This window comes from Rhodobacteraceae bacterium Araon29, assembly GCA_039640505.1.
Lineage (GTDB): Bacteria > Pseudomonadota > Alphaproteobacteria > Rhodobacterales > Rhodobacteraceae > CABZJG01.
Window position 1 is genome coordinate 33,536 of sequence record CP046865.1, and the last position, 19,940, is coordinate 53,475.

At 49.2% G+C, this 19,940-nt stretch carries 18 protein-coding genes; 9 read left to right on the plus strand and 9 right to left on the minus strand.

Features of this window, described 5'->3' with window-relative positions; translation table 11 throughout:
* Positions 1–20: 20 nt before the first annotated feature.
* The 3 genes from leuB to leuC form a co-directional block, all read right to left on the minus strand.
* A complete protein-coding gene (leuB, locus tag GN278_00125; protein ID XAT59370.1) occupies positions 21–1,127 on the minus strand; it encodes a 3-isopropylmalate dehydrogenase in 1,107 nt (368 codons plus the stop codon).
* Positions 1,128–1,270: 143 nt separating this feature from the next.
* Positions 1,271–1,876, minus strand: coding sequence for a 3-isopropylmalate dehydratase small subunit (gene leuD / locus GN278_00130; GenBank protein XAT59371.1), 606 nt, complete (start codon positions 1,874–1,876; stop codon positions 1,271–1,273).
* On the minus strand, positions 1,876–3,282 hold the full coding sequence (leuC, locus tag GN278_00135; protein ID XAT59372.1) for a 3-isopropylmalate dehydratase large subunit: 1,407 nt from the start codon (positions 3,280–3,282) through the stop codon (positions 1,876–1,878). The genes leuD and leuC overlap by 1 nt, the downstream gene beginning before the upstream one ends.
* 428 nt (positions 3,283–3,710) lie before the next feature.
* Here leuC and rsfS point away from each other — a divergent pair, with 428 nt between their 5' ends.
* From rsfS to idi, 7 genes are all read left to right on the plus strand, one after another.
* Complete coding sequence (gene rsfS, locus GN278_00140) at positions 3,711–4,079, plus strand: ribosome silencing factor (protein XAT59373.1); 369 nt, start codon at positions 3,711–3,713, stop codon at positions 4,077–4,079.
* Positions 4,080–4,091: 12 nt separating this feature from the next.
* The gene (gene rlmH / locus GN278_00145; protein ID XAT59374.1) at positions 4,092–4,562 is read left to right on the plus strand and encodes a 23S rRNA (pseudouridine(1915)-N(3))-methyltransferase RlmH; all 471 of its coding nucleotides are present in this window, start codon (positions 4,092–4,094) and stop codon (positions 4,560–4,562) included.
* 39 nt (positions 4,563–4,601) lie between these two features.
* Positions 4,602–6,185, plus strand: a complete 1,584-nt coding sequence (locus GN278_00150; protein XAT59375.1) for a 2,3-bisphosphoglycerate-independent phosphoglycerate mutase — start codon at positions 4,602–4,604, stop codon at positions 6,183–6,185.
* Positions 6,182–7,333 carry a peptidoglycan DD-metalloendopeptidase family protein gene (locus GN278_00155; protein ID XAT59376.1) on the plus strand — a complete coding sequence of 384 codons (1,152 nt, stop codon included), beginning with the start codon at positions 6,182–6,184 and terminating at the stop codon, positions 7,331–7,333. Before GN278_00150 ends, GN278_00155 begins: the two co-directional genes overlap by 4 nt.
* Positions 7,330–8,661 carry a PDZ domain-containing protein gene (locus tag GN278_00160; GenBank protein ID XAT59377.1) on the plus strand — a complete coding sequence of 444 codons (1,332 nt, stop codon included), beginning with the start codon at positions 7,330–7,332 and terminating at the stop codon, positions 8,659–8,661. Before GN278_00155 ends, GN278_00160 begins: the two co-directional genes overlap by 4 nt.
* A gap of 169 nt (positions 8,662–8,830) precedes the next feature.
* Positions 8,831–9,337 carry an RNA pyrophosphohydrolase gene (locus tag GN278_00165; GenBank protein XAT59378.1) on the plus strand — a complete coding sequence of 169 codons (507 nt, stop codon included), beginning with the start codon at positions 8,831–8,833 and terminating at the stop codon, positions 9,335–9,337.
* Positions 9,334–9,876: an isopentenyl-diphosphate delta-isomerase gene (gene idi / locus GN278_00170; protein ID XAT59379.1), complete on the plus strand. Its 543-nt coding sequence runs from the start codon at positions 9,334–9,336 to the stop codon at positions 9,874–9,876. The genes GN278_00165 and idi overlap by 4 nt, the downstream gene beginning before the upstream one ends.
* Here the strand turns inward: idi and GN278_00175 are convergent.
* Together GN278_00175 and GN278_00180 are read right to left on the minus strand one after the other, a co-directional pair.
* Positions 9,873–10,586, minus strand: a complete 714-nt coding sequence (locus tag GN278_00175) for an HAD family hydrolase (GenBank protein XAT59380.1) — start codon at positions 10,584–10,586, stop codon at positions 9,873–9,875. The two genes, idi and GN278_00175, sit on opposite strands and share 4 nt — an antisense overlap.
* Positions 10,586–11,494 carry an aminotransferase class IV gene (locus GN278_00180; protein XAT59381.1) on the minus strand — a complete coding sequence of 303 codons (909 nt, stop codon included), beginning with the start codon at positions 11,492–11,494 and terminating at the stop codon, positions 10,586–10,588. The genes GN278_00175 and GN278_00180 overlap by 1 nt, the downstream gene beginning before the upstream one ends.
* Before the next feature lie 162 nt (positions 11,495–11,656).
* On the opposite strand from GN278_00180, the gene msrA reads away from it, so the two are divergent.
* Entirely contained in the window at positions 11,657–12,307 is a 651-nt protein-coding gene (msrA, locus tag GN278_00185; GenBank protein ID XAT62469.1) for a peptide-methionine (S)-S-oxide reductase MsrA, read from the plus strand.
* 1 nt (position 12,308) lies between these two features.
* Here msrA and GN278_00190 read toward each other — a convergent pair whose 3' ends face one another.
* Together GN278_00190 and GN278_00195 are read right to left on the minus strand one after the other, a co-directional pair.
* On the minus strand, positions 12,309–13,181 hold the full coding sequence (locus GN278_00190; GenBank protein ID XAT59382.1) for a ribokinase: 873 nt from the start codon (positions 13,179–13,181) through the stop codon (positions 12,309–12,311).
* 53 nt (positions 13,182–13,234) lie between these two features.
* Positions 13,235–15,490 carry an NADP-dependent malic enzyme gene (locus tag GN278_00195; GenBank protein ID XAT59383.1) on the minus strand — a complete coding sequence of 752 codons (2,256 nt, stop codon included), beginning with the start codon at positions 15,488–15,490 and terminating at the stop codon, positions 13,235–13,237.
* A gap of 135 nt (positions 15,491–15,625) precedes the next feature.
* Between GN278_00195 and mutS the strand changes: the two genes are divergently transcribed.
* Positions 15,626–18,229 (plus strand): DNA mismatch repair protein MutS, encoded by a 2,604-nt coding sequence (gene mutS, locus GN278_00200; protein ID XAT62470.1) that lies wholly within the window; start codon positions 15,626–15,628, stop codon positions 18,227–18,229.
* A gap of 43 nt (positions 18,230–18,272) precedes the next feature.
* On the opposite strand, the gene grpE is transcribed toward mutS, so the two are convergent.
* Positions 18,273–18,845, minus strand: coding sequence for a nucleotide exchange factor GrpE (gene grpE / locus GN278_00205; GenBank protein XAT59384.1), 573 nt, complete (start codon positions 18,843–18,845; stop codon positions 18,273–18,275).
* A gap of 9 nt (positions 18,846–18,854) precedes the next feature.
* Positions 18,855–19,919, minus strand: a complete 1,065-nt coding sequence (hrcA, locus tag GN278_00210) for a heat-inducible transcriptional repressor HrcA (protein XAT59385.1) — start codon at positions 19,917–19,919, stop codon at positions 18,855–18,857.
* Between the last annotated feature and the right edge of the window lie 21 nt (positions 19,920–19,940).

Here is a 19,940-nt window from a genome sequence, read left to right on the forward strand (position 1 = left end):
TCAACGCTACGCATAACGTCTTAGACGCTTGTGCCCAGCGCCTCTAAAATAGCATCACCCATTTGCTCTGTTGTCATCGGCGTGCCGTCCTCTGGCCCCATTAGATCAGGGGTGCGGGCTCCATTGGCTAGAACCGTCTCAATCGCTTGTTCAAGCCGATCTGCTTCTGCACCTTGGTCAAAAGAATAGCGAAGCGCCATAGCAAAACTAAGAATACAGGCAATTGGGTTTGCTTTGCCTTGGCCTACAATATCAGGCGCAGATCCATGCACTGGTTCATACATTGCCTTTGGCCGACCATTGGGCATAACAGGGCCCAGCGTTGCAGAGGGCAACATACCAAGGCTACCGGTCAACATTGCCGCTGTGTCAGACAGGATATCACCAAATAAGTTATCCGTCACGATCACGTCAAATTGCTTGGGCCAACGGCAAAGCTGCATGGCGCCAGCATCCGCATACATATGGCTTAACTCTACATCCGAGTAATCAGTATCATGCACCTTTTGAACAATCTCACGCCATAAAACACCAGATTCCATGACATTTGCCTTTTCCATCGAGCAAACTTTATTGTTACGACGGCGAGCAAGCTCAAAGGCGCTGCGTGCAACCCGGTCAATTTCGCTTTCGGTATATCGCTGCGTATTGATCCCAACCCGCTCATTGCCCTCTTTAAAAATGCCTCTGGGTTCCCCAAAGTAAACGCCAGATGTGGATTCCCGAACTATCATTATATCTAGACCTGAAACCACCTCTGTCTTTAATGATGAAAAATCCGCCAATGCATCAAAGCATTGCGCGGGGCGCAGATTGGCAAACAGATCCATTTCTTTGCGAAGCCTCAGCAAACCGCGCTCTGGCTTTAAGCTAAAATCAAGATCGTCATACTGGGGGCCGCCCACCGCTCCAAGCAGAACCGCATCAACCTCTTGAGCCTTGGCCATTGTATCATCATGCAGTGGTGTTCCATGCGCATCATAGGCACATCCACCCACCAGATCTTCACTCACGTCAAATTCAAGCCCTCGATTTTCACTAAACCAAGCGATGATTTTACGCACTTCGGTCATGACCTCGGGGCCAATGCCGTCACCAGGTAGGATAAGAAGGGAAGGTTTCGTCATTTGGGCCATCCATTTACAAAATTTTAGTTGATTAGCGGGTAGCGATTGTCAGTCAGGGGGTCAAGAAACAAACGTCTCTCTATCCCCTGGCTAATAGCTGTAGCAGCATTATTTTTTACGGTTTAATGTTCAGGTCTTTGCCCTCACACCCAAGGTCGCTCTGATGATAGTTTTAATTCATAATTATCAATTGACCCGACTTTTTCCATGGTGAGCCCGATATCGTCTAACCCGTTTAAAAGGCAATGCTTTTTGAATGAGTCGACCTCAAACGAATACACTTCACCATCTGATGAGGTTACTGTCTGATCCTCCAAGTCAATCTCGATGCGCGCATTGGAACCTTTTTCGGCATCTTCCATCAAAGCGTCCACCTGTTCTTTCGGCAAGATGATCGGAAGGATGCCATTTTTAAAGCAGTTATTGAAAAAGATATCCGCAAAACTTGTTGAAATAACACAGCGAATGCCAAAATCTTTGATTGCCCAAGGCGCATGCTCTCTTGAAGACCCGCAGCCAAAATTATCTCCAGCAACCAATATTTCAGCGTTTCTGTATTGTGCTTTGTTCAACACAAAATCTGGAATTTCCGCGCGGTCATCATTATAGCGCATTTCATCAAAAAGATTCACACCCAATCCAGACCGCTTAATAGTTTTCAAAAACACCTTAGGAATAATCATGTCCGTGTCGATATTGATCAAAGGCATAGGTGCCGCAACACCGCTAAGTTTTTCAAACTTATCCATTATATCAACTCCCGAACATCTGTCAGTTTTCCTGTGACCGCAGCAGCAGCAGCCATAGCCGGGGACATCAGATGGGTACGCCCACCTCGGCCCTGACGGCCTTCGAAGTTCCGGTTTGAGGTTGCGGCACAGCGCTCACCAGGGGCAAGCTGATCTGGGTTCATCGCAAGACACATAGAACAGCCCGCTAGGCGCCACTCAAATCCTGCCTCCAAAAAGATGTCCGCCAAGCCCTCTTCTTCTGCCTGCGCACGCACCAGACCTGATCCGGGAACCACCATGGCCCGCATACCGTCTTTAATTTTTTTGCCCTTCAAAATCTCTGCCGCAGCGCGTAAATCTTCGATCCGGCCATTGGTGCACGAGCCTATAAATACGGTATCAATTTCAACCTCAGATAAGGGCGTTCCAGAATTTAGCCCCATGTATTCCAAGGACCGTGCAACAGCATCAACTTTGCCGCCGTCAAAATCCGATGGCGCCGGCACGCTGGCAGTGATCGGCAAAACATCTTCAGGCGAGGTTCCCCAGGTGACCACGGGCGCAATATCTTCGCCCTTAATTGTGACAACCTTGTCAAAATGGGCGCCGTCATCTGAAAACAGGGTTTTCCAATAGGCAAGCGCTGCTTCCCAGGCGGCCCCTTTGGGGGCATGCGCACGGCCCTTGCAGTATTCAAAGGTCTTTTCATCTGGCGTAATAAGCCCAGCGCGAGCACCCCCTTCAATGGCCATATTACAAACGGTCATCCGGCCTTCCATCGACAAATCGCGGATTGCTTGCCCGCAATATTCGATCACATAACCCGTGCCCCCGGCTGTGCCAGTTTCGCCAATGACAGAAAGCGTGATGTCTTTTGCGGTCACTCCGGGCCGGAGCTGACCGGTGATTTCCACTTTCATATTTTTTGATTTCTTCTGGATCAGCGTCTGAGTGGCCAGAACATGTTCTACCTCAGAAGTCCCAATTCCATGGGCCAATGCGCCGAATGCGCCGTGGGTTGCCGTATGGCTGTCACCACAAACCACGGTCATTCCCGGCAATGTCCAGCCTTGTTCAGGGCCGACAATATGTACAATCCCTTGGCGCACATCGGAAACAGGATAGTAATGTATCCCAAAGTCTTTTGCGTTTTTATCCAGCGCTTCGACCTGAATACGGCTTTCTTCGTTATCAATGCCTTTGGCGCGGTCCAAAGTGGTCGGTACATTGTGATCCGGCACCGCAATGGTTTTTTCCGGCGCGCGCACTGCACGGTTTGCCATGCGCAACCCTTCAAAAGCCTGCGGGCTGGTAACCTCATGAACCAGATGGCGATCAATATATAAAAGACAGGTGCCGTCTTCTGAAGTGTGGGCGACATGCGCGTCCCAGATTTTATCATAGAGTGTTTTCGGGGCGGTCATCTTAATCCTCTCCCGTGTTGTGGTCAGTTCAAGTGAAACTCTTTTAGATTTATAGTCGTGCTATAAACGTTGTCATAGCACCAAAAAACCGCCAAGGCAGCCGAGCCTGTTCATCCATATCAAATATGCGATTCATCATCCATCAGTCATATGCGTAAAAATTCGCGGCTTCAAGTTTCGAGAGAAAAAAGATCACTGTCGGCTGCATTAAATGCACTGGCAGATCCAAAACAGCCCTGTTCAGGATGTGTCATAGTTGTCAATTTTTTCAGAATATAAGAAAACTCTTGTCAGACTATCATTGAGATTTCACAAAACCGGTGTTAACCTGTTGATAAACCCAGCGCCGGGGGAAGCGGCGTAAAACGTAAGGAGGAAAAGTCCTGACTCTCTCTGTCGATGCAGCTCCCGCTGCAGCCCGGCCTTCAATACGACCTGAAGTGCCCCAAGAGGTAACAAGCGAAACGCTGTTAACCCAGATTGTTGAATCCCTGACTGATGACAAAGCTGAAGAGCTCGTGCAAATTGATCTGCGCGGCAAAACAGCTATTGGTGATTATATGGTCATTGCCTCCGGCAGATCATCTCGTCAGGTTATAGCAATTTGTGAAAAACTGACCGATCGCTTGAAAGAAGCCTTGGGTCGCCGTGTGTTACTTGAAGGCAAAAATACCGGTGATTGGATCGTGGTGGATGCCGGTGATGTTATAGTTCATGTGTTCCGACCCGAGGTACGCGCATTTTACCAGCTGGAAAAAATGTGGATGCCGGTTGGAGCAGACTCAAATAGCGCCTGAAGACGCTAAAGCATGCGGGTGTCTATTTACGCGGTCGGACGACTTCGCTCCGGACCGGAAAAAGCTCTGATCGAAGATTATATAGGCAGATTCGATAAAAGCGGGCGGGCATTGGGGCTTGGTCCTTTGACAATTCATGAAGTCGAAGACAAGAAAAACATTGGCAGGCTCGCCGAGGGCAAACTTTTACAGCAGGCAATCTCAAAAGGCACAAACATCTGCGGCCTAGATGAGCGAGGCAAAATGATAAGTTCTATTGAGTTTGCGAACCACCTTGCCAATCTACGCGATCAAGGAGTTGCCAATTTGGGGTTTGTTATCGGCGGCGCAGACGGTTTGGATGAGGGGCTGAAAAAGTCATTCAACCAAAGCTTTTCGTTCGGAAAAATGGTTTGGCCACATATGCTGGTCAGAGCAATGCTTTGTGAACAACTTTACCGGGCAGCTTCAATACTTGCGGGCGCACCATATCACCGAGAGTAGTCTCGATATGAGAAAAACATGTAAACGTGAGGTCTTCATATGCCTTGCGCCAAAGACATATCCCAAATAAATCCGTATCAATTACAAAAGGATTTTCTAATGCCGCCCAAACCTGTCGTTCTATGTATACTTGATGGCTGGGGACAGAGTGATACCAAAGAGGGCAATGCGCCCGCTCTAGCGCATACTCCTACCTTTGACAGAGTTATGCGCGATTTTCCAAATTCGACGCTCATTACGCACGGGCCGGATGTGGGTCTTCCAACCGGGCAAATGGGGAATTCGGAAGTCGGCCACATGAACATTGGCGCCGGCCGCGTGGTTGCCATGGACTTGGGTCAGATTGATCTGGCAATTGAATCCGGTGCGTTTCAAAAAAACCCATCCCTGATTTCATTCATAAACACCCTGAAAGAAACCGGCGGCACAGCGCATTTAATGGGCGTGGTATCTGATGGAGGGGTGCACGGTCATATCACCCACCTTGTGGCATCCCTTAATGCGCTCAACGATGCTGGAATTCCAACAATTTTACATCTGTTTACCGATGGGCGAGATGTACCACCCAGTTCTGCGGTGGGTTATTTGCAAAGCCTGACTGAGCAATTGCCGCATAGGGTTAAAATTGGAACCCTCATTGGACGGTACTATGCAATGGATCGTGATAATCGGTGGGAACGGGTGAAAACTGCTTATGATGCTATCGCGTTGGGAACCTCACAGTCCCAGTCGCTAAGCGCAAACGACGCTGTTGAGCAGGCCTATGGTTTAGGCTTGAGCGACGAGTTTATTCCAGCCACGGTTTTAGGCGACTACCGAGGGGCCAACGATGGGGATGGAATTTTTTTCCTAAACTTCCGCGCAGATCGAGCCAGAGAGATTTTAAGCGCGCTTGCCGATCCAGGGTTTGACAAATTTCCAACTGGCGCACGCCCCACTTGGGCCTCTGTACTGGGCATGGTCAATTATTCTGACCAACATAATAATTTTATGAGCACCTGCTTTCCAAAGCAAGAAATCGTGAACACATTAGGGGCATGGGTGGCACAGCATGGAAAGCGTCAATTTCGCTTGGCAGAGACAGAAAAATACCCACATGTGACGTTTTTTCTAAATGGTGGAAAAGAACCACCTGAAAATAATGAGGATCGGTTTATGCCAAAGTCACCTGCGGTAGCAACCTATGATATGCAACCGGAAATGTCGGCACCAGAAGTGACCAAGAGCTTTGTTGCCGCAATTGAAAACGGATATGACCTAATCATCACCAACTTTGCAAATCCGGATATGGTGGGTCATACTGGTAATCTAGAGGCTGCGAAAAAGGCTTGTTCAGTTGTTGATGCCGGTTTGGCCGACATCGTGGATGCACTGGAAAAAGCAGGTGGAACAATGATTTTAACGGCTGACCATGGAAATTGTGAAACGATGACTGACCTCAAAACAGGAGCGCCGCATACAGCTCATACTTTGAACCCTGTGCCGGTCGCGCTTGTTGGGGCAGCACCCAGCGTGGGCCTGCGTGATGGTGGGCGGCTGGCGGACCTTGCGCCGACCCTTCTGGATTTAATGCAGCTTGAAGTGCCTGTGGAAATGACTGGAAAGAGCCTGTTATCGCGATGAGCTGGATTAAAATGACACTAATGTGCGCGCAGCTCTTTGGCGTCATTTTCGCAACCACGGCCCATGCCCAAGCAGACTTGCTAACATCAGCCAAAGAGGCGACAAAAAAGCTTGATCAGGCTTCGATAGATTTGGTAGCGGCCTATAGTGCTAAAAACCGAGTGGCCGCATTGACAAAAACAATTCGCGCCTTTGAGTTGGGCTCTGCATCTGTGCGGCAAGGGCTACGCCGAATAGCGATTAAAAAAGCGCAGGTTTCTGCAAAGATAAACCAGCAAGAATTGGAAACAAGCCGACTGATCGGCGTCTTATATAGCATCAATAAAACGCCCCAATTTCAATATCTCGTTCATCCGGATGGAGCGCTCAAAAACGCAAGGGCGGGCATGATTGTGGCCGATATTCTACCAGCCTTGCAGCTCAGCATCGCGCCCCTGAAACAAAGCCTTGAGGAATTAGAGGCTTTAAACCAAGTCCAAGAAAAAACCCAGGATGCTCTGAGCGTTGGTCTTTTGGATTTGCAGCAAGCGCGAGCAGCGCTGTCTCAAGCCATTGCAAAAAGAATAGAGTTACCGCAAAGATTCATAGAAGATCCGGCAAAAACCGCGTTGTTGGTGGCCGCCTCACAAAGCTTAGCCGAGTTTTTAAAGGGCCTAGGGATCATTGCAACTCAGACAGTTGAAGGCTCTTTGCCGGATATAGAAAATCGCAAAGGCAATTTGCCTATGCCCGTTTTGGGTAGAGTGTTGCGGAAGTTTAACGAAGCCGATGCTGCAGGGATCAAGCGACCGGGGGTGATTATTGCCACTGCACCCGGGGCTATCGTCACCAGCCCGACTGCAGCAACAGTACGCTACAGCGGAGAGTTGCTTGATTATGGGTTGGTTTCAATTCTTGAACCTCAGGCCGGCATGTTGATTGTGATCGCAGGTATGGACGCAATTTATGGTGATATTGGCGATGTTCTTCCTGCTGGAAGTCCGGTGGGGCTTATGGGCGGCAACGCAAGCCCAGAGTTCACAACCGCGCTAGCAAAGTCGAACACGGCTAGCGATCGGACTGAAACGCTCTATATAGAAGTTAGAGAAAATGAAACGCCGCAGGATCCTCTCACGTGGTTCCAACAGGTAAAGGAAGATCCGTCATGAAAAAATTCGTTCTTGCCGCAAGTTTAGGCTGTGGCCTTGGGATTTGGGCTGCTATCCAGTTCACCGGGCCCGTTCTAGCGCAAAGCAACTCGGATAAAGCTTCGGTCTATGAACAGTTGGATCTTTTTGGTGATATTTTTGAACGTATTCGGGCACAATATGTCGAAGAGGTTGATGAAGCCGATTTAATCGAAGCCGCTATCAACGGCATGCTGACATCACTTGATCCCCATTCAAGCTATTTATCACCAAAAGATGCAGAAGAAATGCGTTTTCAAACTCGGGGTGAGTTTGGCGGGTTGGGAATTGAAGTCACTCAGCAGGATGGTTTTGTAAAGGTTGTTTCACCGATAGATGACACACCAGCAGATGCCGCCGGTATTGAGGCAGGTGACTTTATCACCCATGTAGACGGCCAAAGTGTTCTTGGACTAACGCTAGATGAGGCCGTTGAAATGATGCGTGGGCCAAAAGGCTCGGAAATTATCATTACGGTCGTGCGCAAAGGCGAGGATGAGCCCTTTGATGTTTCAATCATTCGGGACACCATAAAGCTCACCGCTGTTCGGGTCCGCTCAGAAGGACAAACGGTGGTGTTACGGGTGACAACCTTTAATGATCAAACCTATCCGAACCTGTCTGACGGTATTGATAAATATATCGAAGAAGCGGGCGGTATCGAAAATGTAAACGGTTTTATTCTAGATTTGCGCAATAATCCGGGCGGTCTACTGTCTCAGGCTATCAAAGTCTCTGATGCCTTTTTGGAAAAAGGTGAGATCGTCTCAACCCGAGGACGTGATCCTCAGGATGGTGATCGTTATAATGCCACCCCTGATGATCTTGCCTTTGGCAAACCGATTGTAGTTTTGATAAATGGTGGATCTGCCTCTGCTTCAGAAATTGTCGCGGGCGCTTTGCAAGACCACCGCCGCGCCATAGTCGTAGGAACCAAAAGCTTTGGCAAAGGGTCAGTACAGACGGTTATGCCATTACGTGACGACGCTGCCATGCGCTTGACCACGGCGCGCTATTATACCCCCTCGGGGCGATCCATTCAGGCGCTGGGCGTTTCGCCAGACATCGTTGTTGAGCAGCCGCGCCGCAAGCCTGATGAGGATGAAAGTGATGCTACGCGCAGCGGCCGAAGCGAAGCCGACCTAAGGGGTTCGCTGGACAATGACAGCCTAAGTGAAGATGAGATTCGTCAGATAGAGGCCGATCGGGAAGAGGCCGATCAGGCCGCACAATTGCGTGAAGATGACTATCAACTGGCTTATGCGATCGATTTACTTAAAGGGCTGACTGCTTTGTCGCTGCGTGAATAATCTGACCGGCGTTAAAAACCAAAATCGCTTAACTGCGGCCTTACTGAAAATGAAAAGGATTGGGGCTTTTCAAAGTGTATAGCTTTGTTTGGGTCCGCAATTGCAAATCAAAAGCGCATCTTTTACAGAGGGGCCGTGAGACTGTTAATTAAGTAAAGGTGAACCAAACATGGCCTCGGACGCGCATGATGCCCTACCCTATCGTTTGAATGTTGGCATAATGCTCATCAATCATGACGGTCTTGTTTTTGTGGGTCAGCGGCGCGACAACCATTCTGATGCATGGCAAATGCCACAAGGTGGAATTGATGATGGCGAAAATCCAAAAGAGGCCGCATTGCGCGAATTGCATGAGGAAACCGGCATTCCCGCAAATTTGGTTCAAGTACTGGAGGTCTCAGAAAACTGGATAAGCTATGATTTACCGAAAGACCTCATTAGCCAGCTTTGGGGGGGTCGTTTTCGGGGACAAAAACAAAAATGGTATCTCATGCGCTTTTTAGGCTCTGATACCGAGGTGAATATTCAAACCGAAACCCCTGAATTTTCAGCTTGGAAATGGATACCGCCTGACGCTCTTGTTGAGAATATTGTTCCATTCAAAAAATCTGTTTATCAAAAGGTCTTATCTGAGTTTTCCAAGACTCTTTTAATGCCGGGCCAGCAAGTCCCATGAGCGTTATGATCCCAACATGGGTTAATGGCCAACTAATGCCTGTGGAAAAGCTTAAGGCCCACCAAGATGGTTTGCTGCACAAAGCGGTGTCGGTGTTTATGATTTGCGGCACGTCTATTCTAATCCAGCGGCGCGCATTGGAAAAATACCACACACCTGGTTTATGGGCCAATACGTGCTGCACCCATCCATTTTGGGACGAACCCGATATGAAATGTGCAATACGTAGGATGAAAGATGAGCTTGGAATTGCCGATTGCCAACCTGTTTTTCGGGACAAAATTGAGTATCGCGCTGATGTTGGCAATGGTTTGACAGAACATGAAAGCGTTTCAGTGTTTTCCATTCATGTTGAAACTCCGCCCCTGATGACGCTCAACCTAGACGAGGTCATGGAGATCAGATGGGTTAACTATCACACTTTAAAAAGTGAAGTGCGGGCAGATTCGGGAAAGTTCACTCCATGGTTAAAAATATATTTAGAGCAGCATGCCGAACGCATTTTTGACCCTAAGCTTTTAAATCCTGCAGACCACTAAAGGCTATATTGTGCAAGCTCTTCATAAGATTTAAGCGATTGATCCACAAGCTCCAATAGCCGGCCAGACAGGATAGGCAATGGCCCTTCTGCAGCGTCGAAACCGGTGGAATTATGCACTGCCCCATACCAGTGAGGGGCCCAAACACCATCGCAGCTTTGTCCGCCTTTTGTCCATTTAAGCATATTTGCATCAAACGTCAGACCAAGAGCGCCGCACAGGTCCCGCAATTTCTGTTCTGGGTTGGACCGGATATCCGCACTGTTTATTACGATTGGTTTTTGTCCATTTTCGACAAGATATCGAAACAGATCTGCCTGTTGATGAAAGCCGATGTCTTCAATTTTTGGATCGGGGTATTTCTTTGCAAAACTGGCAACAACCCGCGCCGGATGGCGGATAAGGAACACATTTGTAACCTTTAGCATCCAGTCGCGCGGGATGGCTTCAATCATATGTTGGGTCATGTGTTTGTGATACACATTTGAACGACCCTCAAGGTTTGGCCCTAACAGGTCATCCACAACTTGATACGGTTCCTGAGACTGCGCTTGCAAAATTTGGTCCCGCATAGGGTGGTGAAGTCCGGTCAAATTGAGATAGGCCGCATAAAAGGGCTCGTCCACCGCCGAAAAATCAGACCGGCTCGCAAATGCATACATCATGGCTGTCGATAGGTTTCGAGGTCCGGACCACATTGCCAACTGCATTATGAACAGTCCCTAGAGATGATGGTTTTATATAGCGATCTTAGATGTTCTGTCATTGGACCGATTTCGCCTGTGCCAATAATGCGCCCATCAATTTCACCCACGGGGGTCTGCGCCCCAAATGTACCTGTCAGAAAGGCCTCGTCAGCGCTATAGACATCCGCCAGTGAAAAATTGCGCTCGAACACAGGGATTTCGTTGTCACGGCACAGGTCAATGACCTTTTGTCGGGTGATCCCGTTCATACAGTAATCCCCGGTGCTGGTCCAAACCTCACCCCGCCGTATGATAAAGAAATTACAGGCATTTGTGGTGTTCACAAAGCCATGAACATCCAGCATCAAGGCTTCGTCAGCCCCAGCTTTTTCCGCGGCAATACAGGCCAATATACAATTGAGCTTTGAATGCGAGTTAAGCTTGGGATCTTGGGTCATCGGCAAGCCGCGCATATGCGGCACGGTGGCCAGCCGAACGGGACGAGGGATTTTAGGGCGTGAATGCTCTAAAATCATCACAATTGTTGGACCGGACTTGGACAGCGATGGGTGTTGAAACGGGCGGCTTTTGATGCCGCGTGTGATCATGACCCTTGCATGGGCATCGCTGGCCATATTGTTGGCTTTTTGGGTTTCAAGAAGCGCCTCTTTGATCTGTTCGCGGTTTAAACCAATGGATAAATCAATCGCTTTTGCGGCGGCAAACAACCGATCAAGGTGCTCGTCAATAAAGGCCCAGCGCCCATTATAAAGTCGCAATCCTTCCCACACACCATCCCCAAGCATGAAACCGCTGTCAAAAACGCTTACCTTGGCCTCCACTTTGGGAGTAATTTGACCATCCACGTAAATTAAGACGGTTTCATTCCTGACGTCTTCTTCGGCTTGGTGGGTGGTGACCTGATCAATCATGTGGCTCTCCTTAACGCCGCCGAGGCTAGGAGGATTTTTACAAAGTTCCAAGTGGTAAATTCCTGTCACCTCTGCGTGATTTCGGCGCAAAAAACTTGGCAAATCCTAGAACGGCTATACATTCCACTTTATTACTTTTGGAGGTAAATTATGTCACAATTGATGCATCTTTCGCACCGCGTTACCCATTTAGTCGCTTTTTTAGTTCTCGCCTTGGGGGTTTCTTCCTCAGCCTTCGCAGCACAAAGTGATCGGTTAGTTGTTGCCGGCGGATGCTTTTGGTGCGTTGAGGCCGACTTTGAAAAAGTTGCCGGCGTTCAAGAGGTTGTCTCTGGCTATACCGGCGGCACCGTTGAAAACCCGACCTATAAACAGGTGGTTCGGGGCGGCACAGGGCATTATGAAGCGGTTGAAATCCAATTTGATCCCACGGCTGTTTCGGTTGATGCGTTGCTTGATCTTTTTCTAAGGTCTGTAGATGTTTTAGATGACGGGGGTCAGTTTTGTGATCGCGGTCACAGCTACAAGACAGCTATTTTTACGTCCAATAATGCTCAGGAATCCGCCGCAAAAGAAGCGGTTGAAACGGCTGAAGCTGCTCTGGGTAAGCAGATTGTGACCCCTATTTTACCCTTGGAGAAATTCTATATCGCAGAAGATTATCATCAAGATTACTACAAAGGCAAAAAGCTGGTTCTCACCCGTTTTGGTCCGCGCAGACAGTCCGAAGCCTATGAATTATACCGCCAAGCTTGTGGGCGCGATGAGCGTGTCAAACAAATTTGGGGAAAGGACGCCCCATTTGTAAAGTAGACTATGGCCCAAACCGATCCTGAATATCTTTTAGATCTGGTATAACGTCTGCTGTTCCGTGGCGTGTCACCATAATAGCCCCAGCACGGCTGGCTAATTTTAACGCTTGCTCCATTGGCAAACCGCGATCCAATCCGGCAACCATAAAGCCGGTAAATGTATCCCCTGCTCCTGTTGTATCAACAGCTTTAACTGGCTCTGCGTCAAAAACCTTAGACACTTCGGTTTCCGCATTAAACCACCGGCAGCCTTTGGCGCCCAGAGTGATAATTACCTGCGCCACACCTAGATCTTGCGGCGGTTTGCCTGTGGCTTTTTGGAGCTGATCTGCCTCGACCTGGTTTAAAACCAAAATGTCAATCATCGGCAACATCATCTGGACCACATCGACATCAAACGGCGCAGCAGCGTAAACAACTGTTAACCCGAGCTTTTTGGCAAGGCTTGCGGCTTCAAATTGCATATTGGTTTCATTTTGTGCCACAAAGTAATCACCCGTGCTGGATTGTCCAAGCGCTGCGCCAATAGCACTTTCAGTGATTTCCAAATTTGCGCCAGAGTGGATTAAAATGGCATTTTCGCCCGATCGGTCAACCATGATAATCGCGTGTCCCGTGGTAGACCCATAGGTAATATAACGCGTATCAACCCCGTATTCTGTCAGGCGCTCAATGGCCCAATCGCCATCGCGCCCAACTGCGCCAATATGTACAACATGTGCCGCAGCGCGCGCAGCAGCAACGGACATGTTTGTGCCTTTACCGCCCAGACCCCTGCTCACTGAATGGGCGCTAATGGTTTCCCCGGGTTCGGGAAACGCATCCACACTATAGGACAGATCTGCATTGATAGACCCGAGGTTAAATATGGCCATCCAGATAACTCCTTTGTCTTATTAACAGCCTGTGCTGCTATAATTTGGCAAAGTTATCCTACCTTACAGGCGGCCAAAACAGCCATATTTAAAATATCTGTTGCCGTTGAAACCGATGAACATATTTGGATCGATTCATCCACGCCTGCTAAAATAGGGCCAATAACAGTTGCACCCGCCATTTCTTGCATCAATTTAACCGAAATGCTTGCCGAATGCCGCGCAGGAACAACCAAAATATTGGCCGGCCCTGTCAGCCTCGAAAAGGGATAGGCCTGCATTGAATGAGTGTTTAAAGCAACATCAACGGCCATTTCACCCTCGTATTCAAATGAAACACCGCGCTCATCCAAAACCTTGGGCGCAAGATGCATTTTTTCAGCTCGCTCAGAAACCGGATACCCAAAGGTGGAAAAGCTTACAAATGCCACCCGAGGTTCAAGCCCCAAATGGCGCGCAACACCTGCAGCCCGCTCGGCGATATTTGCCAAATCTTCGGCTTCTGGCCATTCATGAACCAATGTGTCGGCAATCAATACGATCCGGCCGCGATGCAAAACCGCCGTAACACCTGCCACCCCATGCTCGGAATCAGCATCAAAAACATGATTGATCAACCCCATAACATGTGCTGACTTGCGGGTAGCGCCGGTGACCAAGCCATCCCCGTGCCCATGCGCCAACATCAAAGCTGAAAACACGTGGCGATCGCGCGCCGCCAGACGGTGCACATCAGCCCGGTCATACCCTTTTCGTTGCAGTCTAGAATAAAGGAAATCTTTATAGGTTTCTAAGTGGTCGGTATTTGCGGCATTGACAATTTCAAGCTCTTGAAAGGCTTCGCCCATTCCAGCGGCTTCAAGCTTTTGCTTTACGTCATGTTCACGGCCAACAACCAAAGCTTTTCCAAAGCCTGATCTTTGATACATCACCGCTGCGCGTATCACCTTGGGATCATCGCCCTCAGCAAAAATCATCCGTGCCTGTGCCGCCCGTGCTCGATCGTTTATGCTGCGCAATATGCTCGCCGTTGGATCCATTCTAGTTTTTAAAGTCAGCTCATAGGCTTCCATATCAATTATGGGTCGGCGGGCTGCACCGGTTTGCATACCAGCCTGCGCAACAGCGGGAGGAATGCGGTGGATCAGGCGCGGATCAAATGGGGTTGGAATAATATAATCACGCCCAAAGGTTAGTTTTTCTCCATAGGCCATGGCCACTTCGTCCGGGACATCTTCGCGCGCCAGATCCGCCAGCGCCTGAGCACAGGCGATTTTCATTTCATCATTGATCGCGCGTGCATGAATGTCGAGTGCGCCTCGAAACAGGTAAGGAAAGCCCAAAACATTATTGACTTGATTTGGATAATCGCTTCGCCCAGTGGCAACGATTGCATCGGCGCGCACTTCGCGTGCTTCTTCTGGTGTAATTTCAGGGTCGGGATTTGCCATGGCAAAAATCACTGGGTTTTCCGCCATTGAGATAAGCATGTCTTGCGTCACTGCGCCTTTGACAGACACGCCCAAAAACACATCCGCACCGCGCATTGCCTCTTCTAACGTTCGGGTTTTGGTTTTGATTGCATGGGCCGATTTCCATTGGTTCATGCCCTCGGTGCGGCCTTGGTAGATGACACCTTTGGTATCACAGACGGTGCAGTTCTCGTGCCGCGCACCCATTGTTTTAAGAAGCTCAATGCAGGCAATACCCGCAGCGCCAGCTCCGTTCAGAACGATTTTGACATTTTCGATTTTCTTGCCGCTGATTTGCAGGGCGTTGATTAAGCCAGCTGCGCAGATCACGGCGGTTCCATGTTGGTCGTCATGAAACACCGGAATGTCCATTTCCTCTTTCAGCCGCTGTTCGATAATAAAGCATTCAGGAGCTTTAATATCTTCTAGGTTTATGCCGCCAAAGGTAGGCCCGAGTAATTTTACTGCTTTGCAGAACTCATCAGGGTCTTCTGTGTCAACCTCAAGATCAATGCTGTTTACATCTGCAAAGCGCTTGAAAAGAACGGCTTTTCCTTCCATCACCGGTTTGCTGCCCAGCGCACCTAGATTGCCAAGACCCAAAACAGCCGTCCCGTTCGAGATAACAGCAACCAGATTTCCTTTATTTGTGTAATCATAGGCAAGCTCGGGGTTTTTGCTTATTTCTTCGCAGGGAACCGCGACGCCTGGGGAATATGCCAAAGACAAATCACGCTGGGTTGTCATCGGAACGGTTGCCGCAACCTCCCACTTACCCGGCGTTGGATCGAGGTGAAAGGCGAGCGCGTCTTCTCGCGTAATTTTTGACTTTGACATTGGAAATTCCTTTATTGCGCAAATGAGTCTTAGCGCGCAATTTTATAACCTTCAACCGGTTCGTTTTCGACTTTCCCCTTCTATCAGCTATGGCTAAGTTACTAGCAATACCGTGAGGAGTTTTTCGTGACACCAATGATGGCACAATATCAGGACATCAAGGCGCAATACCGCGATGCTTTGCTGTTTTACCGCATGGGTGATTTTTACGAATTATTTTTTGACGATGCTGTTGCCGCCGCTGAAGCGCTTGATATTGCGCTTACCAAACGCGGCAGGCATCAAGGCGACGATATACCAATGTGCGGCGTTCCGCACCATGCGTCGGAAAACTATCTTTTGACGCTGATAAGAAAGGGGTTTCGCGTTGCCGTTTGTGAACAAATGGAAAGCCCAGCAGAGGCGAAAAAGCGGGGCAGAAAATCCGTTGTGCGGCGCGATGTTGTTCGACTTGTCACCCCCGGTACATTAACCGAAGACTCGCTGTTAGAGCCCAGACAACATAATTTTCTGGCTGCTTTTTCCAAAGTCCGCGATGCCTATGCTTTGGCCTGGGTGGATATTTCCACCGGCGTGCTGTGTGTAAGCCCCCTTGCGCTGGTTCAATTGGGCCCAGAGCTTGCAAGGCTGCGACCAAGCGAGGTGATCTTATCAAGCTCGGCACATGAGGAATTGTCACACATATTCGATGATGCCGGCGTTCCAACCACATCTCTGGGCGCTGCCGCCTTTGACAGCGCAGCGGCAGAAAAGCGCATTAAATCCCTTTTTGATGTTGGCGCTTTGGATGCATTTGGAAATTTTGGCCGCGCCGAAACTTCGGCTTTAGGCGCAATTATTGAATATTTGGACATCACGCAGAAAGGCCGGCTTCCGATGTTGCGGCCGCCCGTGCGGGATGCCAGCTCAAAGGTGATGCAGATTGATGCAGCCACACGCCGCAATCTAGAAATCACCCAAGCGCTATCCGGCGGACGGGCGGGGTCATTACTGGCAACAATTGACTGTACCGTCACCGCAGCAGGTGGACGATTGCTTGAGCAGCGGCTATCAGCCCCCTCACTGCAGCTTGACGTTATTGAAAATCGTCAAAGCTTAATTGATCTCATGCTGAGCAGCCCAAATGAGATGCGCACTTTGCGCGATGTGTTAAAAGCAGTGCCGGATTTGGACCGTGCGCTCTCGCGGCTTTCACTTGAGCGTGGCGGCCCAAGGGATATCGCCAATATTCGCGATGGCTTAGAGCAAGCCAAAGAAATGGACCCGCTTATCAGCAGGCTTGATCTGAAACGCGCGTTGGAAACTTTGAATGCATCCTTTACCGGCCATGAGGTGCTCATTGAGCTTTTGGGTGAGGCTTTGGTGGGCGAGCCGCCTTTAATGGCGCGCGATGGTGGTTTTGTTGCCAGCGGTTTTGATGCAGATTTGGATGAAGCCAGAAAGCTGCGCGATGAAGGGCGCGGCGTGATTGCCGCGATGCAAAAGGAATACATTGAAAAAACCAATATATCGTCTCTGAAAATTAAACATAACAACGTGCTTGGGTATTTCATCGAAACCACTGCGACCCACGCGGAAAAAATGCTTGCCGCGCCGCTCGCGGAAACCTTTATCCATCGGCAAACAACAGCCAATCAGGTGCGCTTTACCACCGTTGAGCTGTCTGAGATTGAAACAAAAATTTTGAACGCTGGAAATCGTTCTTTAGAAATTGAAAAGCGCATATTTGCAAAACTTACCGCAGCTATTTTGAATGTGGCAGAAGCCATTTCAACCACGGCGCAAGCCATAGCTGAAATAGATTTGGCGAGCTCATTGGCGGATTTGTCAGAAAGAAATAACTGGTGCAGACCAGTGGTTGATGACAGCTGTGCGTTTGACATCTCAGGCGGCCGGCATCCGGTTGTTGAAAATGCGCTGATAAACAGCGGTGATCCGTTTATCGCCAATGATTGTGATTTATCAAACAGCGCTATTTGGTTGCTGACTGGTCCAAACATGGCTGGTAAGTCCACTTTTTTACGGCAAAATGCGCTGATTGCGCTACTGGCACAAATGGGCAGCTTTGTTCCGGCAAGCAGCGCGCATATCGGATTGGTTGGCCAATTGTTCAGCCGCGTGGGCGCTTCCGATGATTTGGCGCGCGGGCGATCAACTTTTATGGTTGAAATGGTCGAAACCGCTGCAATTTTAAACCAAGCTGACAACAAAGCCTTGGTCATACTTGATGAAATTGGTCGGGGAACTGCCACATATGACGGCTTATCCATCGCATGGGCAACTTTGGAACATTTGCATGAGGTCAATCAAGCACGGGCGCTTTTTGCCACGCATTACCACGAACTGACCGCACTTTCCAAAAGTCTGGCCAATGTGGAAAACGCCACTGTTCGGGTCAAAGAATGGGAGGGCGAAGTTGTATTTCTACATGAGGTGCACAAAGGGTCAGCTGATCGGTCTTATGGGGTGCAGGTTGCCAAATTGGCCGGTTTGCCAGAGGCGGTCATTGAACGCGCTCGGGTGGTTCTTGGAACATTAGAGAGCGGTGATCGTGCGGGGTCTGAGAAAAAGCAGAGCCTGATGGATGATCTGCCTTTGTTTTCCGCAACTCCTGCTCCGAAAACAGCCCAAGGCCCGTCGCAGTTGGAACAGGCAATGGAAGATATTCACCCAGATGACCTTTCGCCCAAAGAAGCGTTAAAAGCGCTGTATGAGTTAAAAGAGCTTTTGCATCGGTAAACAACCCACCTTTAGATGAAAGTGGCAAGGCCTCAGTGCGGGTTTACGAAGCAGGGGTCGAGGACACGCCGACCTGACTTGGGCGCAACAAGCGATCATGCAGCATAAAGCCTTCGGCAGATACCTGAATAATATCGCCAGCTTTTGTTCCCGGAACCGGTGCTTCGAACATGGCCTGGTGCAGTTGCGGATCGAATTTATCGCCAACTTCAGGCGATATGGACTCAATCCCGTGGCTGCGAAATACGTTCAGTAGTTCCCGCAGTGTTAGCTCGACACCTTCAATAAACGCGCCTGCAGTTTCTTTTTGCTCATCGCCGACCGCGTCAATCGCACGTTTTAGATTGTCATAAACCGGCAAAATATCACGAGCGAGTTTTGATCCGCCATAATTTTCTGCTTCACGGCGGTCTTTGTCGGCCCGCTTACGTGAATTTTCTGCATCGGCCAAAGCGCGCATAAAACGGTCACGAAAGTCATCTCTTTCGACTTTTAAGGCTTCAATCTCATCTAGCTCTGCGGCTTCTTCATCAATATCTATTAGCTCGTCGCCAAGCTCTTCGATTTCTGCTTTTTCAATCTCATCCAAAAATTCTTCAGTTTTTGGTTCTGCCATATCGCACCTCTAGCTTCGATCGGAAATTAGCTTTCCAATCAATTGCGCCGTGTAATCTACTATCGGCACAATTCTTCCATAGTTCAGGCGTGTCGGACCAATAACACCGATCGCGCCAATTATCTTCCGATCAGAGTTCATATAAGGAGAAACCACCAAAGATGAACCCGAAAGTGAAAAAAGTTTGTTCTCAGAGCCAATAAAAATGCGAACACCGTCGCCCTGATCGGTTAATTGCAGAAAATCGGCTATATCACGCTTGCGCTCAAGGTCATCAAAAAGGGCTCGGATGCGTTCAAGATCAGCTTCTTCTGTCTCTGATTCTAACAGATTCGCTCTACCCCGAACAATCAAACGCTCATTCTGGTCGCCTTCATCGTGCCAAACCGCTAGCCCCTTTTCCACCAAATCCTGCGCAAGGTGGTCAATTTCCTGCCGGCGTTTTTGAACGTCTGTCTCAACCAGCTGTAAAACTTCGCTCAATGTAAGCCCGCGAATCATTGAGTTTAGATAATTGGCAGCTTCTCGCATTGCGCTGGGGGTTTGGCCTTTTGGCGGCGTGAACAAGCGATTTTCAACTTGGCCATTGGCAAAAACCAATACCACCAAAGCGCGCTCGGGGGACAAAGACACAAATTCAATATGTTTGATGGGTTGCTCTTGTTTGGGTGTCAAAACAAGCGAAGCGCCATGGGTTATCCCCGAAAGAGCAGAACCGACACGGTCCAACATACCGCCCATGTCCTTACTGTTGCTTTCCACAGTTTTATCCAGTTTTTCGCGGTCTTCTTGGTCTAATGTGCTAACCTCTAAAAGACCGTCAACAAACATCCTTAGCCCCATTTCTGTGGGCACGCGCCCCGAGCTTATATGGGGGCTGTCCAAAAGCCCCAAATATTCCAGATCCTGCATTACATTACGAACGGTAGCTGCGCTAACCTTTTCATTTAGCGTTCGGGTCAGCGTGCGCGAGCCAACGGGATCACCGTTTTCCAGATAGCCCTCAACAACACGTCGAAACACCTCGCGTGAGCGATCGTTCATCTCTTCAAACATGCTGTTGTTTTCTGTCATCTTTTATCCACGGCTCTTTGT